This window comes from Pseudomonas tohonis (genome assembly GCF_012767755.2).
Taxonomy (GTDB): Bacteria; Pseudomonadota; Gammaproteobacteria; order Pseudomonadales; family Pseudomonadaceae; genus Metapseudomonas; species Metapseudomonas tohonis.
Map to the genome: position 1 here is coordinate 5,553,067 of NZ_AP023189.1, position 18,942 is coordinate 5,572,008.

Below are 18,942 nucleotides of genomic sequence, written 5' to 3' on the forward strand. Positions count from 1 at the left end.
ATGGGCATGTGGGCGGCGCCCGCGCCGGGCGCCGCGCCTTGGCTTCAGCTCTGCGGCTTGAAGCTCGCCCAGTCCACCTGCAGCGGGAAGTTCTCCGCCTTGGCCACCGGCAGCCCGGGGGAAACCAAAAAGCCCTGCATGATCGAGCAGCCATGGTCGATCAGCCAATCGCGCTGGGCCAGGGTCTCCACCCCCTCGGCGATGACCTCCAGGCCCAGGTGGCTGCCCAGGTCGATGATGGTGCTGACCACGGCGGCGTCGCGCGGCGACTCCAGCATGTTGGAGATGAACAGCCGGTCGATCTTCAGCGTGTCCAGCTCGAAGTGGCGCAGGTAGGCGAGCGACGAGTAGCCCGTGCCGAAGTCGTCGATGGCGATGCGCACGCCCAGCTCGCGCAGCTGGCGCAACTGCTCGCGGGTGTTATCCAGGTCCTGCATCAGTGCGCTCTCGGTGACCTCCACCTCGATCTGCGACGGCTTCAGCCCGTGCGTCACCAGCACCTCACGCAGGGCGTCCACCAGCGTCGGCATGCCGAACTGCACCGGGCTGAAGTTGATGCTGATCACCAGGTCCTCGCCGAAACGCTCGCGCCACTGGGTGCACTGGCTGACCCCCTGTTCGAGGATCCAGTCGCCCAGGCGGTTGATCAGCCGGGTCTCCTCCAGCAGCGGGATGAACACGTTCGGCGCGACCGTGCCGGCGACCCGGTGCTCCCAGCGCAGCAGCGCCTCGAAACCGCGCAGGCGACCGCTGTCGAGGTAGATCTGTGGCTGGTAGACGAGCACGAAATCATCCTGCTCGATGGCGTTGCGCAGGCTTTCCTCCAGCATCAGCCGCGACCGGGCGCGGCCATTCATCTCCGGGGAGAAGAAGCGGTACTGCTGGCGCCCGGCGCGCTTGGCCTCGTACATGGCGATGTCCGCGGCGCGCAGCAGGCCGTCCACCGTCTGCCCGCACTCGGGGAAGCAGGCGATGCCGACGCTGGCGCCGAGGGTGATGTCGATGCCGTCGATGCGGTAGCGCACCGAGACCAGTTCGATCAGCTTCTCGGCCACCCGCGCCGCGTCCTCCGGGTGCTCCAGAGAATCGATCAGCGCGGTGAATTCGTCGCCCCCCATGCGCGCGAGGATGTCGTAGGGGCGCAGGCAGGTCTTGAGCTGCTCGGAGACGCGCCGCAGCACCTGGTCGCCGGCATCGTGGCCGAGCGAATCGTTGATGCGCTTGAAGCCATCGAGGTCGAGATAGAGCACCGCCATGCGCTTGCCACTGCGCTCGATGCGCGCCAGTGCGGCGTCCAGGGCCTGGTGGAAACCGCGGCGGTTGAGCAGGCCGGTGAGCGCATCGGTGATGGCCTGGGATTCCAGCTGCGCGTGCAGCTGGCGCACGGTGGACATGTCCAGGCTGATCACCACCATCGAGCGCTGCGCCCTTGGCAGCGGCGCGCAGGACAGCGCCACCGGCAGGGTGCTGCCGTTGAGGGTGTTGAGCACCGCGTCGTGCAGGCGATAGGGCTCGCCGCGCTTCCAGTGGCGATAGAACTCGGAGAGGCGCCAGTCGCCGACGATCTCGGGACTGGCGATCAGCGAGAGGAAGCTGCCGCCCTCCAGGTCGGTGACCGAGCCCTGCAGCATCAGCGCCATGGCCGGGTTGGCGAAGTTGACGATGCCGTCCTCGCCGACCACGAGGATGCCCTCGGCGGCGTTCTCCAGCACCGAGGCGTTGAACGCGCGCGCGCTGTCCAGCTGCTGGGTCAGCTGCAGCAGGTCACGGCGGTTGCGCTCGTGTTCCAGCAGGGACTGCACCTTGTGCCGCAGCACCTGCGGGTCGAAGGGCTTGAGGATGAAGTCCACCGCGCCGCTGGCGTAGCCGCGCAACACGGCTTCCTGGGTATGGGCGATGGCGGAGATGAAGATGATCGGGGTGTAGCGCGTGTGCGGGCTGCCGCGCATCAACCGGGCGACCTCGAAGCCGTCCATCTTGGGCATCTGCACGTCGAGCAGCACCAGCCCCACCTGCTCCTCCAGCAGCACCTGCAGGGCCGCCTCGCCGGAATCGACGGTGCGCACGTCCCAGGTGGAGTCTTCCAGCACCGCCTCCATGGCGGCCAGGTTCTCGTGGCGGTCGTCGACCACCAGGAGGATGTTCTCGGGCCCCTTGAGCTTAGGCAGTGGCTGCGTCATTGCTGCCTCCGGATACGTCCAGCCAGCGATGGAGCAGGTCGATCAGTTCCTGGCGGCTCACGGGCTTGGCCAGGTAGTCGTCGGCACCTGCGGTAATGCATTTCTCCCGGTCACCCTTCATCGCATGGGCCGTGAGCGCGATGATCGGGATGTTGCAGCCGTGCTCGTCCTTGAGCAGGCGGGTTGCGGTGTATCCGTCCATGTTGGGCATCGCCATATCCATCAGAATCAGGTCGAAGGGTTCACGCTGGTAACACTCGATGGCCTCCAGGCCATCCCGCGCGGCGCTGACTTCGAGGCCGACCTCGTCCAGCAGCGCACTGAGCGCATAGATATTGCGTACGTCGTCATCCACCAGCAGCACCCGCAGGCCATGCAGCGAAGTACGCCCCGCGCTGCCCGGCGCCTCGCCCGCCAGGGCACGCACGCTGCCGAGGAATCCCTGGACCGCCGAACCGAGCTCCCGGAGGTCATCACCCGACTTGCGCACCACCACCGCCGAATAGCGGCGCAGGCGCTGCAGGCTCTGCAAGGTGACGTCCACCCCAGTGTTGATCACCACTCGCGAGTCAGCCAGCGGACGCTGTCGATCGAGGCTGTCGAGCAGGTCGAAACCGTCCTGGTCGGGCAGGTCCAGGTCCACCACCAACGCGGAGAAATTCCCGTCCGCGTAGGCCTGGCGCGCCCCCTCGGCGCTGCTGGTGGCGGTCACGGAGAAGCCCAGCTCTTCCAGGTGGTCGCGGTAGTGATCACGTTCGATGGCGACGTCCTCCACCAGCAGCAGGCGATGTGGCTCCGGCGGCGCGCTGGCCTCCAGGTCATCGAAGACCCGCTCCAGGTCCTCGCGTCCGATGGGTTTGACCAGGTAATGGGTGGAATCGTCCAACCAATCGGTCGGCTGCGGCACGCAGGAGATGATGTGCACCGGCGTGGTGCGGTGCAGAGGCTGGCTGCGCAGGCGGCGGAAGATCTGCCAGCCGCTGACGTCGGGCAGGAGGATGTCGAGGATCACCGCCGCGAAGCGCTCCTGTTGCAGCAGGGCGACGGCCTGCCGACCGCTGCCGCAGAGCACCGTGGCGTAGCCGTGGCCCTGCGCGGCCTCGGCGATGACGCTGGCGAAGCCGCCGTCGTCCTCGACGATGAGCACCGCCGGCCCCTCGCCGGCGCGCACCGGCCCGTGCTCGCCGGGGGCGTCCTTCTCCTCCTCGATGGCGACCGCCACCGGCAGCTCGACGATGAAGCTCGAGCCCTGCCCCGGCTGGCTGACGATGCGGATCTCGCCGTCGAGCGCGAGCACCAGCTGGCGGGTGATGGCCAGGCCCAGCCCGGTGCCGCCGAAGCGCCGGCTGGTGGAACCGTCGATCTGCTGGAAGGCCTGGAAGATGCGCTCGTGCTGTTCGGGCGGGATGCCGATGCCGGTGTCGCGCACCGTGAAGCGGATGATCTCGCGGCCATCGCCGTCGGTCCTGTCGACCAGGCCGATGCTGAGCTCGACCTCGCCCTGCTCGGTGAACTTGAGGGCGTTGGACAGCAGGTTGCGCAGGATCTGGTGCAGGCGCACCCGGTCGCTGTGGATGACCCGCGGCACGCCCGCCTCCACCTGGGTGATCAGGCGCAGGGCCTTGATCTCGGCCATCGGCCGCAGGCTGGCGTCCAGCTCCACCAGCATGTCCTGGACGTTGAGCGGCTCCAGCTTGAGCTGCATCCGCCCGGCCTCGACCTTGGCCAGGTCGAGCACGTCGTTGATCAGTTGCAGCAGGTCGCTGCCGGCGCGGTGGACGATATCGGCGTGGCGGGACTGTTTTTCGGTGAGGTTGCCGGCGCTGTTCTGGCGCAACTGGTCGCTGAGGATGAGGATGCTGTTGAGCGGCGTGCGCAGCTCGTGGGACATGTTGGCGAGGAATTCGGACTTGTAGCGATTGGCCAGGATCAGTTGCTCGGCCTGGTCACGCAGGCGCTGCTCGGCGGCCTTGCGCTCGCTGATGTCGATGACCACCGCCTGCACCCAGGTCTCGCGGCCGCTGCGGATCGGCGACAGGCCGACCTCGAGGGGGATCATGTGGCCATCGCGGTGCTGGCCGAACAGCTCGCGGTTGTTGCCCATGCGGCGCGGCTCGGGGTTGCGCTGGAAACCCTCGCGCAGCCCTACGTGGGCCTCGCGCAGGGCCTCGGGCAGCAGGCGTTCGACGGTGGCGCCGAGCAGCTCCTGGCGGCTGTAGCCGAACATGTGCTCGGCCTGGCGGTTGACCATGACGATGCTGCCGCGCAGGTCCACCAGGATGATGGCGTTGGGCGCCGCCTCCACCACCAGGCGGAAGCGCTCCTCGGCGGTGCGCCGCGCCTGCAGGTCCATCAGGTTGATCAGGTAGCGCGTGCCGTCGCGCTGCTGCAGCGAGGTCAGGCTCAGGGCCACCAGCCCCTGGCTGCCATCATCGCGCTGGCTGACGAACTCGGCGGCACCATCGCCATCGCCCTCTCCCCGCAGGCGCTCATCGTCGAGCGTCTCCAGGCGCGGCAGGAAGCGGCGCACGCGCTGCCCGGACAGCAGCTCCGACTCGCAGCCGAGCAGTTCGCCGGCACTGCGGTTGGCCATTTCGATGCGCCCCTGCACGTCGCACAGCAGGGTCGCCACCGGCAGGCGCTCGACCAGGACGCGCAAGCGCTCCTCCCGCTCGCGCAAGAGTGCCGAAGCCTGGTCGCTGGCGCTCAGCTCACGCTCGCGCAGGTAGAGATAGCCCCCCACCAGCAGGGACAGCAGCACCACGGCGGCGAGCCCAGTCCACAGGCTGTAGCTGAGCCGACCGTCGACCAGCAGCGCCTCGTATTCGGGGGTGCTGCTCAGGGTCATCATCCAGGTGCGGCCGAACAGCTGGAGCTGGCGCCGTTCCTCGAAACGCGGCGGCGGGCCGCCGTCGTCGGCCGCCGCGAGCAGGGGGACCTGGGCTTCGACGTCGCTGAGGCCGACGCGGTACAGGCGTCCCCGGTTGCCGAGGATGCCTTCTACCAGGTCGTGCAGGCGGAAGGCCCCGGCCACCGCGCCGATGAAGGCCTCGCGCCGCTCCTCCACCGTGGTGACCGGCGCGTCGGGGCGGTACACGGGCATGTACAGCAGAACGCCGCTCTGCTGGTCCTGTTCGGTTTCCTGCTTCAGCCGCACGGGGCCGCTGAGGCGCGCATCGCCACTCTCCCGGGCCGACTGGATGGCCTGGGCACGCACCGGCTCGCTGAGCATGTCGAAGCCCAGGGTGCGGCGGTTGCGCCAGTCCAGCGGGCTGGTGTAGTCGACGATCAGGTACTCATCGCGCGGCCCGGGCGGGAACACGCGGAAGTCGCGGCGGCCATCGGCCTGGGTGGAGCCGACGTAGTCATTGAGCTCGTCGCCCCTGAGGAAGCGACTCCAGGCCAGGGCCTGGATGCCGGGGTAGCGGTCCTGGAGGTGCAGCTGGTCGGCCGCCTTGGCCCACTCGTCCGGTTGGACGTCGGAGCTGCCCACCAGCAGGCCGGACATCCCCCGCAGCACCATTTCGTAGGCACTCATGCGGGTCGCGAGGCGCTCGGCGATCTCTTCGCTTTCCAGGCTGAAACGCCGCTGGTACTCCGCCTGGTGGCTGCTTTCCAGGGACAGCCATTGCCACAGCACCAGGCCCCCGAGCCCCACCAGCAACGCCAGGGCCACAGCCAGGGGCAGCCAGGGTTTCCTCGCGGAGGTGCCGGTTCGCTCGTCCATGCATGCTCCTGTCCGTTCCTTCTCCGGAGGCGTGCTTTTCCTGAGCCTCCAACCGGCCAAACGGGGCGCGTGAGGCGCCCTGTTTCGGCAGTCTAGTCAGGAATCTGCAGCATGGCCTTGCGCCAGCAGGGAGACGACGGACGGCATCAAACGACAAGGCCCCCGAATGGGGGCCCTGCACGCGAGCGGTGGGATCAGTAGCCCTGTTGCTGGGGCACCTGGGCGTTGGGCAGCGGGGTCAGCTTGATCTCCACGCGACGGTTCTGCGAACGGCCGGCCTCGGTGGCGTTGCTCGCCACCGGCTGGTCCGGGCCCATGCCGCGCGAGCTCAGGCGGGCACCGTTGACGCCCTGGGCCATCAGGTAGTTGGCCACGCTCTGCGCGCGCAACTGCGAGAGGTTGACGTTGTACTGGTGGCTGCCGGTGCTGTCGGTGTGGCCGACGATCTCGATGCTGTTCTGGTCGTACTGCTTGAACGAGTTGGCCAGGTTGTTCAGCGGCGTATAGAAGTTGCTGGCGATGTCTGCCGAGTTGGTGGCGAAGGTGATGTTGCCGGGCATCACCAGATTGATGTTGTCGCCCTGGCGCTGCACCTGCACGCCGGTGCCTTCCATGCTGCGACGCAGCTCCGCCTCCTGCCGATCCACGTAGTAGCCATAGCCCGCGCCAGCGGCGCCGGCCACAGCGGCGCCGATCAGCGCCCCCTTGCCACGCTTGTCGTGGTTGATGGCAGCACCGGCGACGGCGCCGGCCAACGCGCCCAGGCCGCCGTAGGTGGCGGTCTTGCTCATGCCCTGGCGGGGCGCCTGGCCCTGGTTCTCGTAGGGGTTCTGCGAAGCACAGCCCGACAGCAGGGCGACGGCGGTAGCGGCGATGATCAGGCGACGCGTGGTGAACATGGACTTTCTACTCCTGAATTCTCGTCAGTCCCGATGGACTGACGACGATTAGAGCATGGCCCATGCTGGAAATTCCGTGGCCTCAGGCACGGATGAACGGGTTTTCGCGCATCTCGTCGCCCAGCCGGGTGTCCGGGCCGTGGCCGGTGACCACGGTGGCTTCCTCATCGAGGCTGTAGAGGCGCTGGCGGATGGAGCGCTCGATGGTGGCGTAGTCACCGCCCCACAGGTCGGTGCGGCCGATGCCACGGCGGAACAACGTGTCACCGGCGATCAGCAGGCGCGCCTCGGGGAACCAGAAGCTCATGGAACCCGGCGTGTGCCCGGGGGTGTGCAGGGCCACGCCGCAGCCGCAGGCCAGTTCCTCGTCGTCGGCCAGCCACTGGTCGGGCGCCGGCACCGGCTTGTAGGGCACGCCGAACATGCGGCACTGCATCTCCAGGTTGTCCCAGAGGAACTGGTCGTCCTTGTGCAGGTGCAGGGTGGCGCCGGTGGCTTTCTTCAGCTCGCCGGAGGCCAGGAAGTGATCCAGGTGCGCGTGGGTGTGGATGATGCTGACCAGCTTCAGGCCGTGGGCCTCCAGCCGCGCGATGATCTGCTCGTGATTGCCGCCCGGGTCGACCACGATGGCCTTCTTGCTGATGGGGTCGCCGATCAGCGTGCAGTTGCACTGCAACGGGCCGACGGGGAAGGTCTCGCGGATCAGGGTGGGTTGCGCTGTGGTCATTGCCGGTCCTCCAGGCCAGGTCGCCGGCCTCTGTGCGGGCCGGTCGGATCAGGGGTCAGCACGATAATCGCTGGGCAGCTTGCCCGTCCATTTCTTGAAGGCGCGGCGGAAGTTGGAGGGGTCGCTGAAGCCCAGCAGGCTGGCGATCTCGAACAGCGGCAGGTGGGTGGTGGTGAGATATTGCAGGGCCAGGCCCTTGCGCACCTCGTCCTGCACCTGCTGGTAGCTGGTGCCCATGGACGCCAGGTGGCGGCGCAGGCTGCGCCCGCTCGTGTGCAGCGAGCGCGCGGCGCTGTCGAGGTCGGGGAAGTCGCCGGGGCGGGCCAGCAGCAGGCGGCGTACCCGGGTCAGCAGGGCGTCCTGCACGTCGAGGGTGGCCAGCAGCGCCTCGCATTGCTGCTCGCACATCTGCACCGTCGCCGGGTTGGCCAGGGCCATGGGGCGGTCGAGGTAGTGCTTGGGCAGGGTCATCCAGTGGTAGGGCTGCTCGAACTCGACCGGGGCGCCGAACACCTCGACATAGCGCGCGGCGTAGGCCGGCGCCGGGTGCGCGAAGCCCACGCGCAGGCCGTGCAGCTCCTCACCCAGGAGAAAGCGGGCGATGGTGCAGAAACTGGTCATCAGCCCCTCCCCGGCGAAACGCCCGAGGGGCCCCATGGGGAAGGATTCGACGGCACGCATCTGCAGGTCATCGCCCTGCTCCACCAGCTCCAGTTCGTAGGCGAGGCCCAGCACCCGGTAGTACTTCATGGCGAACTGCAGGGCACGCCCCAGGTTGGCGCTGGAGAGCACCGCGTAGCCGAGGATGCCGTGTGTGGAGACGTTCAGCCGCTGGCCGAGCACCAGCCCCAGTGCCGGCTCGTTGCACAGCACCAGGGCGGCGCTGGCCAGGAGGTTGAAGTCGATGAAGGACAGGCGGCCATTGGGGCTCTGGAGGATTTCCGGTCGCACCCGGGCCTGGGCGAGCAGGGTTTCGCGGGCTACGCCCAGCTCTTCGGCGAGGGCCAGCAGCGCCTCGGCATAGGCGACGGGCACCAGTTCGGCAGAGAAGGTCAGCGGTTGCTTCATGAGTATTCTTGTTGTCGGCCGTGGCCAGATATGACCCGATGATTGGCAGAAGATAACCTTGTCCGACAAAACCCGGCAAGCCAAAGTTGGAGCGTGGTTTCTGCATAGACTCAGGGAGTCCCCATGACCAGCACGACCCCAGAAGGATTGGTAATCCGACCGCGACACATGGATTTCGACCTACCCAATCCGCTGCCGCGCCACTGGCACAGTGGCAATGCCTTCAAGACCCACCTGTTCGACGCCATGTCGGTGCTCTTCCCCGATGGCGAACGCTTCTTCATCGACTCGGTGCGCAACTTCCGCGAGGAGATCACCGACCCGGTGCTCAAGGAGCAGATCCGCGGCTTCATCGGCCAGGAAGGCCACCACAGCCGCGAGCACCTGGAATACAGCAACCGCCTGCGCGACCTCGGCTACGACATCGGCCGCATCGAGCGCCGCGCCCAGGCGCGCATCCGCTACACCCAGAAGAAGTTCTCCAAGCGCCGCCAGCTGGCCGCCACCGCGGCCCTGGAGCACATCACCGCGATCATGGCCGACGGCCTGCTGAAGAACCCCGAGCACATCGCCGGCGCCCACCCGACCCTGGCCCGCCTGTGGCGCTGGCACGCGCTGGAGGAAACCGAGCACAAGGCGGTGGCCTTCGACGTCTACAACCAGGTCTGCGGCAGCCGCAAACTGCTGCGCCGGGCGATGATCATGGGCACCTTCTTCTTCATGCTCGACACCCACCGGGGCCTCATCCACATGCTCAAGCGCGACGGCCTGCTGTGGAACTGGCGCGTCTGGCGCGACGGCCTGAGCTGGATGTGGGGCAAGAACGGCATGTTCCGCCAGTTGATCCCGGCGTACATGGACTTCTTCAAGAAAGGCTTCCACCCCTGGCAGCACGACAACCTCGAACTGCTGCACAAGACCCGCGAGGAATTCGACGGCGTGCCTGCGGCGGCGTGATTCCTCGGTGTTAACGCTACGGCCCTTCGGGGCCGTTTTCGTTTTGGAGGTGGAAGGGCTTCGCGAGCAGAGCTCGCTCCTACGGGTAGGCCGTGCCTACAAAAAGCTCGAAGCCCCGTCGTAGGGTGTGCTGCGCGCACCGGGAAGGTGGAGCGCACATTCATCCAGAACCAGGCGAAGACGTTGGAGCAGAGAGAGCGGTGGCTGAAGCCCACCCTACGCCCACCCCGCCCACCCCACACCATCCTGTGATTCTGCGCCCACGGAAAAACGCTGCTCACCGGGAAGTTATCCACAGCCGGGAGCAGCACTCGGTCGAGCATCGCTAGCGGGCGTCAGCCCTGCAGGAAGCGCAGCGCATCCGCAGCCGTCTGCTCGGGGATCTCCTCCATGGGGATGTGCCCGACGCCGGGGTAGGTACGCACCTGGATGCCCGGCAGGTCGCGCTGCCATAGCGGTACATGCTTGGGCGAGATCCAGCGGTCGCGCTCGCCCCACATCAGCAGGGTCGGCGCCTTGATCGCGGCGACGCGCTGGCCGGTGCCTTCCAGTTCGTCCTTGTTCACCTTCAGCAGCACGCGGAAGATTTCCATCATCGCGCGGCGATTGCCCGGGCGGCGGCTCAGGTCGTAGTAGCGATCGACGACGCCGGGCTTGATCCGCCCGGGCTCGCCATAGACTTCCTTGATGCCCTGGGCGATCAGCGCGCGCGGCATCCACATCGGCATGGCCACGGTGGAACCGGGCAGCGCGGCGGAGGCGATCATCCAGGGCACCTTGCGCATCTGGTAGCCGGCCGGGTCGATCAGCACCAGTTTTTCCACCCGCGAAGGCTGTGCCAGGGCGAAGTTCCAGGCGATGTAGCCGCCCAGGGAGTTGCCGGCGATGGAGGCCTTGTCGATACGCAGGTGGTCCAGCAGCAGGCCGAAGATGCGGATCATCCGCTCGCCGGAATAATCGCCATTGCGCTTGGGACCGGTGAGGCCGAAGCCGGGCACGTCGAAGCGGATGATGCGGTAGTACGGGGCGAAGGCCTGCACCCAGCCGTCCCAGGTGTGCAGGGACGCGACCACGCCATGGATCATCACCAGCACCGGCTTGTCGCGGCTGCCTTCGTCACGGTAGTGGACGTTGAAGCCGTCCAGCTCGATGAAGCGCGAGCCGCTGTCGGGGCTGGCGTAGCGCGCCTTCAGGCGATCCAGGGGCAGGGAGCCGAAGCCCAGGCGGGAGAACCCGACCGCGAGCGGTGGCGACATCGGCAGGCTGGTAGCGGACATGCGGGCACCTCGTGATTGTTATTGTCGAGGGCCTTATCAGATCACGGGGTCGCGCGCCCCGCGCCCCAACCTAGGTAGAGCGTGGATGCAGGGCGGCGATCAGGAGGTCGCCCAGCACCGTGCGGGCGTGTTCGATGCGCTGGCGGCTGGCGGCACCGCCGAGCAGGTCCATGGAAGCGGCCTCCAGGGCCCAGATCAGCGCGCGGAAGGTCAGCGGGTCCACCACCTGGCCGGTGGCCTGGAGGCGTTCGGCGAGCAGCGCGGCCATTTCCAGGTGAGCGCGCTGGCGGTGGGCGGCCAGGGGCGAGTCGGTGCGCATGGCCTCTTCCTGCATGAGGCGGATGATCGGCCCCACGGCCAGGTGGTAGTCGAAGAAGCAGCGCACCATGTCGCGCAGCCAGGCCTCGTCGCTGCCGGCGGCGGCGCGCATGCCGCGGAAGCGGTTGAGCAGCAGCACCACGGCGGTCTGGTAGATGCTTTCCAGCACATCCATCTTGCTGGAGAAATGCTTGTAGAAGGTACGCCGCGATACCTGCGCGGCTTCCAGCAGGTCGTTCACCGTGGTCTCGCCGATGCCCTTGCGGGCGAACACCGGGATGGCCGCCAACTGGATATTGGTGCGCAGCAGGTGCCCCACCAGCGGGCCTTCCGCCTCGGCCTGCTGGCGCGCCACGGCGCCATAGCCGCCGAGGTCCTCGAACACCGCGAAGATCGCCCCGCGCTCGCTCTCTTCCACCATCCGTCCCCCAACCAAGGCGCGGGTGACGGCACGCCACGGCCCCGTTACTCTTGGCGCGCCCCTTCCCGCTGGAATCTTCCGTGCCGATGAAGCTATCACGCCGCCTGCCGTGGCCGCTGGCCATCCTTTTGCTGGTCCTGGCGCTGCCCGCGTCGACCGCCGAGCTGTTCTACCTGGGGCAGAAGATTCCCGACATCCAGCGCCCCTGGAACAGCCACGACTACCAGCAACTGATAGAAGCGCTGGACAAGGTCGACCGCACCCAGGTCAACGCCCTGCCCCGGCGCAGCGGCGAATTCACGGGGCCCATCTACACGCGCATGGTCAGCGAGGAGAACTTCAAGCCGCAGCTGAACATCTACGCGCCCCTGGAGCTGCGCCAGAACGAGGCGCGCGAGGTGCTGTTCCGCCTCAAGGAGCTGATGCGCCTGTACTTCGACTTCAAGGCCGCGCAGCAACCCTATGGCGCCGAGGCGCTGGGGCTGATGAGCTATTCGATGCGCCAGCAGGCGATCCTCTTCACCCTCACGGTGGAGTTCTGGATGACCCTTTCGGAGAGCGAGCAGAGCAAGCCGGTGCGCCTGCAGGGCCTGCAGGAAACCAAGGAGGCGGCGGCGATGCTGACGTCCAGCGCACTGGACTACCTGGGGCTGACCAGGCAGTTCAACCGCGAGGACCTGGTGCTCTATGCCGCCGAGCTGGGCAAGCAGATGCCGGAGCTGTTTATCCACCTGCGCAGCGATGTGCGCGCGCAACTGATGGCGCGCGTGGGGGAGCTGGCGGAAAAGCACCCCTACGCGGAGGTGCGCAGCAGCATGGCCGACCTGCTGCCGGTTCTGGCGGCCATCCAGCAGGACGTCGAGCAGCAGTTGGCCAAACCCGTGCCGGCCGGCAAGCCGAAGCCGGCCCTGGATCTCTCCGCGCCTGCGCCGCTGCCGTAGCGGTTCAGCGCAACAGGCCGAGGGCCTTGGCCCGCGCCACCGCCTGGGTGCGTCGTTCCACCCCGAGCTTGCCGTTGATGTGGCGTGCGTGGGTCTTGACCGTGTGCAGGGAGATGAACAGCCGCTCGCTGATCTCCTGGTTGGAACAGCCCTGGGCGATCAGTTGCAGCACCGCCAGCTCGCGGGTGCTCAACGCATCACCGCCGGCCAGTGGCGCCTCGCTGGCAGCCGGCGCTTGCGCTTCCGGCAACAACGCCAGCAATGCCGCAGCCTCAGGGGCCGAGCGCACCAGCAGTTGCTCGCGCAGCCAGGGGCCCTGGTGCGACAACAGCTCATGGAAGGGCAGCAAGGCGCCGCCGGGCAGCGACTCCAGGGCACTGCCCAGCAATGCGAGGGCGTCCTTGTCGCGCCCTCCGACACGCAGCAAGTGCGCCAGGTGCAGTTGCGCCACCTGGGCCATGAGCGCGCCGCCACTTTCCTTGGCCCGCTGCACCAGCGCACGCAGACGCCGTTCGGCCTCGCCGCTGCGCCCTTCGATCCGGGCCAGGGCGGCCTGCTGCAATTCGATGTGCAGCGGCAGCTGCGGATGGAATTCGGGGGCAGCGGCGGCCTGCTCGCCGCTGTAGGTTTCCGCCAGGCGCGAAAGCCAGGCCGAGGCCAGTTCGACCTGCCCCTGCACCAGCCAGAGTTCGCACTTCACCAGGGTGACCATGGCCAGGTAGTACACCGGCGGCACGTCCCAGATGTGCATCAGCCGCTCCGCCTCGGCGAGCAGGGCGAAGGCTGCCGACAGGCGCCCTTCACGGCCCTCCAGGCTGGCCAGCACGCTGTAGCCGATCAGCAGGCTGATGTCGCGGCAGGCACGCGCCTCGGCGATCCCGGCCAGCAGGCGGCTGCGCGCGGCCTGGGGCTGCAGGCGTACGCAGAGCAGGTAGCCCTCGTAGATCATCAGCCGCGCACGGGCGGCGTAGAAGCGCTGGGACGGCAGGCCACTCAGGCGCTCCTGGCCCTGGTGCACTTCCTCCAGCGCGCGAAGGATCTCGCCACGGGCCTGCAACACCCGCGCGCGGTCGTAGTGGGCCAGGGCCTCGAACAGCGGGTTGCCGATGCGCTGCGCCAGCTCCAGCGCCTCGCGATTGAGGCCACGGGCGCGCCACAGGTCACCCCGGGCGACGGCGATGTTGGCAAGGGTGGACAGGCACAGCAGGCGCTGGCCGTAGCGCTCCTGGGACAGGGCGGTGAGCGCCTCGGCGCAATGCCGCTCGGCGAGGACGATGTCGCCACGGCCCCGGGCGATGACGCCGCTCAGGGCCAGCCACTGGGCGATCAGGCCCTGCTGCGTCTGGGCGTTGGGTGCCGGCAGGAAGCGCGCGAGCTGGGCACCCAGCTCCTCGGCGGCGTCCAGCTGGCAGGCCAGGGCCAGGGCCATGCTGTAGAGCATGATCAGGCGCGGCGTGCTCACCAGCAGGCTGTCGGGCAGGTCCATCTTCCAGCGCAGCAGCATGGCGATGTTCTGCTCGGCCAGCAGTTGCTCCTCGGAGAGGTTCTGCACCAGGCTGGCGGCCACGTCCGGCTGGCCCGCGCGCAGGGCCTGCTCGATGGCTTCGTCCAGCAGACCCTGGGCGCTGAACCAGCGGCAGGCACGCAGGTGCAGGCTGGCCAGGGGAATGGTCGCGGCGTGGGCCGGGCGGGCCCGCAGCAGGTCGGAAAACAGGTGGTGGTAGCGGAACCAGTGGCCGTGCTCGTCCAGCGGCACCAGGAACACCTGGTGGGCCTGCAGGTGCTGGAGGATGCCGGCGCTGCCGTGCCCGTCGCGCACCGCGTCGCACAGCTCGGCGCAGAAGCGGTCGAGGCAGGCGGTCTCATAGAGGAAGGCCTGCACCTCGGCACTCTGCCGGTCGATCACCTCTTCCAGCAGGTATTCGCGGATCAGCCCCTCGTCACCGTGGGGGCCGCGCGCCAGGGCATGTGTGTCGCCCTCGTCCTGGCTCGCCAGCAGCCACAGGCGCAGGCCGGCAGCCCAGCCCTCGCTGCGCTGCAACAGGTTCTCCAGGTGCGCGCCATCCAGGCGGGCGCCCTGGGCCTGGAGCAACGCGGTGCTCTCGGCGTCGGTCAGGCGCAGGTCGTGTTCGTTGAGTTCCACCAGCTGCCGCGACAGGCGCAGGCGCGCCAGGTGCCAGTCGGGACGCTGGCGGCTGGTGACCAGCAGCACCAGGCCCTCGGGCAGGTGGTTGAGGAAGAATTGCAGGCAGCGGTCGAGCACCGCGCCCTGGGCCAGGTGGTAGTCGTCGAGCACCAGCAGCAGCGGTTGCCGGCGATCCAGGCGCTGGCCGAGTTCGTCGAGCAGGCCGTCGAGCCACTCCTCGAAGGCGAAGGGCTGGTGGCGCTGGCGCATCTTCAGCAGGCCCATGGCCTCTTCGCCCATGCCCGGGAAGAACTGGCGCAAGCCATCGAGCAGCCGTTCAAGGAAGCGCCCGGGGTCGATGTCGCGTCGCCCCAATCCCAGCCAGAGCGCCTGCCAGCCATCCGGCAGGCCCTCGCAGAACTCGATGGCGAGCGAGCTCTTGCCGAACCCGGCGGGCGCGCTGACCAGCAGCAGGCGTCCCCCCAGGCCTGCGGCCAGGCGGTCGCACAGGCGCGGGCGCGAAAGGTGCCCGGCCGGCAGCGGGGGACGGAAAAAGCGTTCGCCGGCTACCGGGACGGCAGCGGGCGCAAAGGAACGCGAACTGGATAGATCGGTCATCAACCCGGCTTCTAGGAATGGTTATGCCGCGGGGGCGTGAGCGCTGAGGCAGCCTAGCCTTTCGGTCCGCCCATTTGTAGTCCCTTGGGAAAGTACAGACAAGAAAAAGCCGGCCCGAAGGCCGGCTTGTTTACGCGGTATTACAGGATCAACGGACGCCAGCCTGACGCAGGGCCGCCGGGGTGTAATCGCTTTCCGAAGCGCTGTAGTTGAAGTCGTAGGACTGTTTCTCCTCGTTCTTCATGCCCAGGGCTAGGTAGCGACCGGACAGCAGGTCGTACAGGGTTTCCACGGCGTACCAGGGTACTTGCTTGTCGTAGTAGTACTCCGAGTGGGCCTCGGCGACGCGCCACAGGGTGCCACGGCCGTCGTAGTGGTCGATGGCGGCGGCTTGCCAGGTGTCCTCGTCGATGTAGAAGTCACGCTTGGCGTAGATGTGGCGCTCGCCGGCCTTCAGGGTCGCGACAACGTGCCACACGCGGTGCAGCTCGTAGCGGGTCAGGTCCTGGTTGATGTGGCCGGCCTTGATGATGTCGGCGTACTTCAGCTTCGGCGAGTCCAGGCGGTAGCTGTTGTAGGGGATGTAGATCTCCTTCTTGCCTTCCAGCTTCCAGTCGTAGCGGTCCGGCGCACCGTTGTACATGTCGAAGTTGTCGGAGGTGCGCAGGCCGTCGGCGGCGGTACCCGGGCCGTCGTAGGACACCTGCGGGGCGCGGCGGACGCGACGCTGGCCGGCGTTGTACAGCCACGCCAGGCGCGGCTCCTTCACCTGGTTGAGGGTCTCGTGCACCAGCAGCACGTTACCGGCCAGGCGCGACGGAGCGGTCACGCGCTGCTTGAAGTAGAACAGCACGTTGCTCGGCTTGCTCGGGTCGTAGTCCTTCAGCTTGTCGCGGAAGGTGAACTCGTCCTGGAAGTAAACCAGGCTGTAGGAGCCGTTCGGCTGCGGGGTCGCCTGGGTCACCAGGCGACGCACGCTGCCGCCGCGGTAGCGGGTGATGTGGTTCCAGATCGCTTCCAGGCCGTTCTGCGGGATCGGGAAGGGGTTGGCGGTCTTGAAGTTCTCGAGGCCGTTACCACCCTCCACCAGCTTGGTGTTGGCCGCATTCTCCTTGGCCGCCGCGATCACGTCCGCCGGTACGGTGGCCGTCCGGTGGGTGGTGAACACCGGCATCTTGTAGGTTTCCGGGTAGCGCTTGAACATCGCGTACTGGCCGGGGGTCAGCTTGTCCTTGTACTGCTCGACGTTCTGCGCGGTGATGGTGAACAGCGGCTTCTCGCTGGCGAAGGGATCGGAAACGAAGCCCTTGTCGTCCACCGGGCCGGCGTTCTGCGGCAGGCCGCCGGTCCACTCGGGGATGGTGCCATCGGCATTGCCGGCCTTCTCCGCACCCAGCGGGGTCAGGGTGGAGCCGATCTTGGCCACCTGGTCGGCCGGGGCCGCCGCCATGACGGCGGTGGCCAGCAGGGACAGCGCCAGCGCACCGGTTTGCAGAAGAGTTTTTGTTGTTTTCATTGTGATTCCTTGTCTTCCGGAGCCGCTTAGAAGTTCATGCCGAAGCTGAGCGCGAGGAAGTCGCGGTCAGTGTTGGTGTTGTAATCACCGCCAAAGAAATCGGTGTAGGCCAGGCTGGCGGTGTAGGTGTTCTGGTACTCGGCATCCACACCCAGGCTGACCGCCTTGTTGCCTTCGTTGAATACACCGTTGGGGCCGTAGCCATGAACGTCATGGGACCAGGCGATGTTCGGCCTCAGGTTGATACCTGCGAACACATCGTTGTAATCCCATACGGCACGGGCGCGGTAACCCCAAGAGTTGCTGGTAACGAAGCCGTCGTCTTCGCAGTACTTGGTGAGATTCTTGGCAGTTGCGCTACCAAGGGTGCTCAGGTTGAGCGCGCGGCACTGGTTATTCGGCAGCGGGCCAGGGCCATATACCGGGTCACGGCCGTACCGAGCGGTGCTCGTACTTTCAAGACCACCGACGTGAGTGAAGCCGACCTCGCCGATCAGAGTCAGGCGCTCGGCCCCCATTACCTGATCAAAGAAGTGGGTAAAGGTCGTCTGGAGCTGACTGATTTCCTTGCGGCGATAGCCATGCTGAACGGTGTCAGGACGACCGGTAAGAACCGACGCGCTGGGGTTCAGAGGAGACAGGCCAGAATAAAGAATGTCAGTCGTGTTCAGTTGCACCGGAGCGTTCGGACGGTAGCTGAACTCACCGCTCCACGCCGTACCTGTGGGCAACGTGGTAGAGAAGCTCAAGCCATAGAGGCGAATGTCTTCCGGGTACTCCATGAAGTACTTGCCGTTACCCGCGACGACAACGGGGAGCAGCGTAGGAACCAGGCCAGCCGGGATGCCAGCCCCAACCAGAGCAGCGCCGCTGTACGCACCGGCAGGGGCACCGATGCCACTGAAGATCGGCGCACGGCTGTGGTAGTTCATGAAGTAGGCACCGAACTCGGTGTCTAGAGCTTCGGAGAAGTAACGAAGCGCTGCACCCCACTGCCCACTGTCTCGCGCATCCTCGTCCCCTGCTCGACGTACGACAGCACCTTCGTCGGGGCTGCCCCACTGAACGCCACGGGACTGAAGGATATTGATGATGCCGGTCTGCTGAGCCGGAGTCAGACCCGCTCCCGCCAGAGCAGTGCGCAAACCGTTCCTGGTACGCAGAACCGCAAAGTTGCTATCGCAACCATCCGCAACGACATCGGGCTGAGCGAAGAAGGTGCCGCAGTTATCCACAACGGTCTGATCCCACTCCAGTTGATAGAACGCTTCAGCTGAAAGGTTCTCGGTCAGGCTCTGGGACACATAGAACATGTTGACCGGAATCAGACCCTCTTTCACTTCCGCGCCAGGACGGCGGAAGGCGGAGACGTCGATCGGGTTGATGGAGTTGATGCCGTTCTGAATGAAGGTGCTTTCACCCCAGCTCACCACCTGCTTGCCCAGACGTACGGAGCCCGGCAGGTCGGCGATGTTGTAGTTGTGGTAGATGAAGGCGTCGAGGATCTGGCCACCGGAAGACTGCGCAGCCTCTTTGCGGTTGCTGTCGTCGATGTCCTTGAACAGGCGGCTCTCGTCCTTCAGTTCGAAGTCGTACCAGTACTTGCCACGGACGAAGACGCCGGTGTCGCCGTACTTCAGCTCCAGGTCGTGGATGCCCTTGAAGATTTTCGAGAAGGTCTCGCCCTTCTTGAAGTTCAGGTGGGAGTCGTCAGAGGTCTGCGACAGGCCGTCACCGCCGTTGTTCACACCGATCAGGTCCTTGTCCGCACCGCGCATGGACCAGCTTGCACCGACGGACAACGAGGAATCGAACTGCCCCTCGATCTCGCCGATATTGAACGTTACGCCGAATGCCGGGGCGGCGAGAGTGGATGCGAGGCTGACGGCCATTGGCAGTCGGGCCAGGCGCCAGAACGGTTTTCTTGTTGTCATCGACGCTACTCCATGTGTGTTTTTTTGTTATGGATTGGTGCGGACTATAGCCAGGAGGTAGTAGTGCTTGATCCCTCTAAAGTGTGATTTGCAGTCCGGCGAGCACTCTGGCCCGCAGGTTTGCAGACTAGCCCGATCTGGCGATTGGTAAAGCCGGGGGTGAGCTGGCGCGGAGCCAGCAATAAACAAGCCAAGCGTTTGCTTGGTAGACAGGCCGGGCCTTGTAGGACCCGG

12 protein-coding genes are annotated in these 18,942 nt (G+C 66.8%); 2 read left to right on the plus strand and 10 right to left on the minus strand.

The genetic code is table 11. The annotated features are described in order from the left end of the window. Nucleotides 1-44 precede the first annotated feature (44 nt). From HSX14_RS25545 to HSX14_RS25565, 5 genes are all read right to left on the minus strand, one after another. Nucleotides 45-2,180 (minus strand): putative bifunctional diguanylate cyclase/phosphodiesterase, encoded by a 2,136-nt coding sequence (locus HSX14_RS25545; RefSeq protein WP_173172643.1) that lies wholly within the window; start codon nt 2,178-2,180, stop codon nt 45-47. After that, nucleotides 2,161-5,907 carry a response regulator gene (locus tag HSX14_RS25550; RefSeq protein ID WP_173172641.1) on the minus strand — a complete coding sequence of 1,249 codons (3,747 nt, stop codon included), beginning with the start codon at nt 5,905-5,907 and terminating at the stop codon, nt 2,161-2,163. The genes HSX14_RS25545 and HSX14_RS25550 overlap by 20 nt, the downstream gene beginning before the upstream one ends. A gap of 194 nt (nt 5,908-6,101) precedes the next feature. Beyond that, on the minus strand, nt 6,102-6,806 hold the full coding sequence (locus HSX14_RS25555) for a YiaD family glycine zipper/OmpA-like lipoprotein (protein ID WP_173172639.1): 705 nt from the start codon (nt 6,804-6,806) through the stop codon (nt 6,102-6,104). Nucleotides 6,807-6,888: 82 nt separating this feature from the next. Next, nucleotides 6,889-7,533: an MBL fold metallo-hydrolase gene (locus HSX14_RS25560; RefSeq protein ID WP_173172637.1), complete on the minus strand. Its 645-nt coding sequence runs from the start codon at nt 7,531-7,533 to the stop codon at nt 6,889-6,891. 48 nt (nt 7,534-7,581) lie between these two features. Next, nucleotides 7,582-8,601: an AraC family transcriptional regulator gene (locus HSX14_RS25565; protein WP_173172635.1), complete on the minus strand. Its 1,020-nt coding sequence runs from the start codon at nt 8,599-8,601 to the stop codon at nt 7,582-7,584. Nucleotides 8,602-8,724: 123 nt separating this feature from the next. On the opposite strand from HSX14_RS25565, the gene HSX14_RS25570 reads away from it, so the two are divergent. Further along, nucleotides 8,725-9,558 (plus strand): metal-dependent hydrolase, encoded by an 834-nt coding sequence (locus HSX14_RS25570; RefSeq protein ID WP_111260008.1) that lies wholly within the window; start codon nt 8,725-8,727, stop codon nt 9,556-9,558. A gap of 335 nt (nt 9,559-9,893) precedes the next feature. Here HSX14_RS25570 and HSX14_RS25575 read toward each other — a convergent pair whose 3' ends face one another. After that, complete coding sequence (locus HSX14_RS25575) at nt 9,894-10,835, minus strand: alpha/beta fold hydrolase (protein ID WP_173172633.1); 942 nt, start codon at nt 10,833-10,835, stop codon at nt 9,894-9,896. Between the two features lie 70 nt (nt 10,836-10,905). Beyond that, complete coding sequence (locus tag HSX14_RS25580; protein ID WP_173172631.1) at nt 10,906-11,574, minus strand: TetR/AcrR family transcriptional regulator; 669 nt, start codon at nt 11,572-11,574, stop codon at nt 10,906-10,908. A gap of 86 nt (nt 11,575-11,660) precedes the next feature. On the opposite strand from HSX14_RS25580, the gene HSX14_RS25585 reads away from it, so the two are divergent. Beyond that, nucleotides 11,661-12,515 carry a hypothetical protein gene (locus HSX14_RS25585; protein ID WP_373874636.1) on the plus strand — a complete coding sequence of 285 codons (855 nt, stop codon included), beginning with the start codon at nt 11,661-11,663 and terminating at the stop codon, nt 12,513-12,515. A 4-nt stretch (nt 12,516-12,519) separates the two neighbouring features. On the opposite strand, the gene HSX14_RS25590 is transcribed toward HSX14_RS25585, so the two are convergent. The 3 genes from HSX14_RS25590 to HSX14_RS25600 all read right to left on the minus strand — a co-directional run bounded on the left by HSX14_RS25590 (nt 12,520) and on the right by HSX14_RS25600 (nt 18,708). Further along, the gene (locus HSX14_RS25590; RefSeq protein ID WP_173172627.1) at nt 12,520-15,258 is read right to left on the minus strand and encodes a winged helix-turn-helix domain-containing protein; all 2,739 of its coding nucleotides are present in this window, start codon (nt 15,256-15,258) and stop codon (nt 12,520-12,522) included. A 148-nt stretch (nt 15,259-15,406) separates the two neighbouring features. Beyond that, a complete protein-coding gene (locus tag HSX14_RS25595; protein ID WP_173172625.1) occupies nt 15,407-16,774 on the minus strand; it encodes a DUF1329 domain-containing protein in 1,368 nt (455 codons plus the stop codon). A gap of 26 nt (nt 16,775-16,800) precedes the next feature. After that, nucleotides 16,801-18,708, minus strand: a complete 1,908-nt coding sequence (locus HSX14_RS25600) for a DUF1302 domain-containing protein (protein WP_173172623.1) — start codon at nt 18,706-18,708, stop codon at nt 16,801-16,803. Nucleotides 18,709-18,942 lie beyond the last annotated feature (234 nt).

Excerpts from the sequence above, each read along its gene's own strand:
- HSX14_RS25570 (WP_111260008.1), top strand. The coding sequence starts at position 8,725 with ATGACCAGCACGACCCCAGAAGGATTGGTAATCCGACCGCGACACATG.
- HSX14_RS25565 (WP_173172635.1), bottom strand. The coding sequence starts at position 8,601 with ATGAAGCAACCGCTGACCTTCTCTGCCGAACTGGTGCCCGTCGCCTAT.
- HSX14_RS25595 (WP_173172625.1), bottom strand. The coding sequence starts at position 16,774 with ATGAAAACAACAAAAACTCTTCTGCAAACCGGTGCGCTGGCGCTGTCC.
- HSX14_RS25585 (WP_373874636.1), top strand. The coding sequence starts at position 11,661 with ATGAAGCTATCACGCCGCCTGCCGTGGCCGCTGGCCATCCTTTTGCTG.
- HSX14_RS25560 (WP_173172637.1), bottom strand. The coding sequence starts at position 7,533 with ATGACCACAGCGCAACCCACCCTGATCCGCGAGACCTTCCCCGTCGGC.
- HSX14_RS25600 (WP_173172623.1), bottom strand. The coding sequence starts at position 18,708 with ATGACAACAAGAAAACCGTTCTGGCGCCTGGCCCGACTGCCAATGGCC.
- HSX14_RS25590 (WP_173172627.1), bottom strand. The coding sequence starts at position 15,258 with ATGACCGATCTATCCAGTTCGCGTTCCTTTGCGCCCGCTGCCGTCCCG.
- HSX14_RS25575 (WP_173172633.1), bottom strand. The coding sequence starts at position 10,835 with ATGTCCGCTACCAGCCTGCCGATGTCGCCACCGCTCGCGGTCGGGTTC.
- HSX14_RS25580 (WP_173172631.1), bottom strand. The coding sequence starts at position 11,574 with ATGGTGGAAGAGAGCGAGCGCGGGGCGATCTTCGCGGTGTTCGAGGAC.
- HSX14_RS25555 (WP_173172639.1), bottom strand. The coding sequence starts at position 6,806 with ATGTTCACCACGCGTCGCCTGATCATCGCCGCTACCGCCGTCGCCCTG.
- HSX14_RS25550 (WP_173172641.1), bottom strand. The coding sequence starts at position 5,907 with ATGGACGAGCGAACCGGCACCTCCGCGAGGAAACCCTGGCTGCCCCTG.
- HSX14_RS25545 (WP_173172643.1), bottom strand. The coding sequence starts at position 2,180 with ATGACGCAGCCACTGCCTAAGCTCAAGGGGCCCGAGAACATCCTCCTG.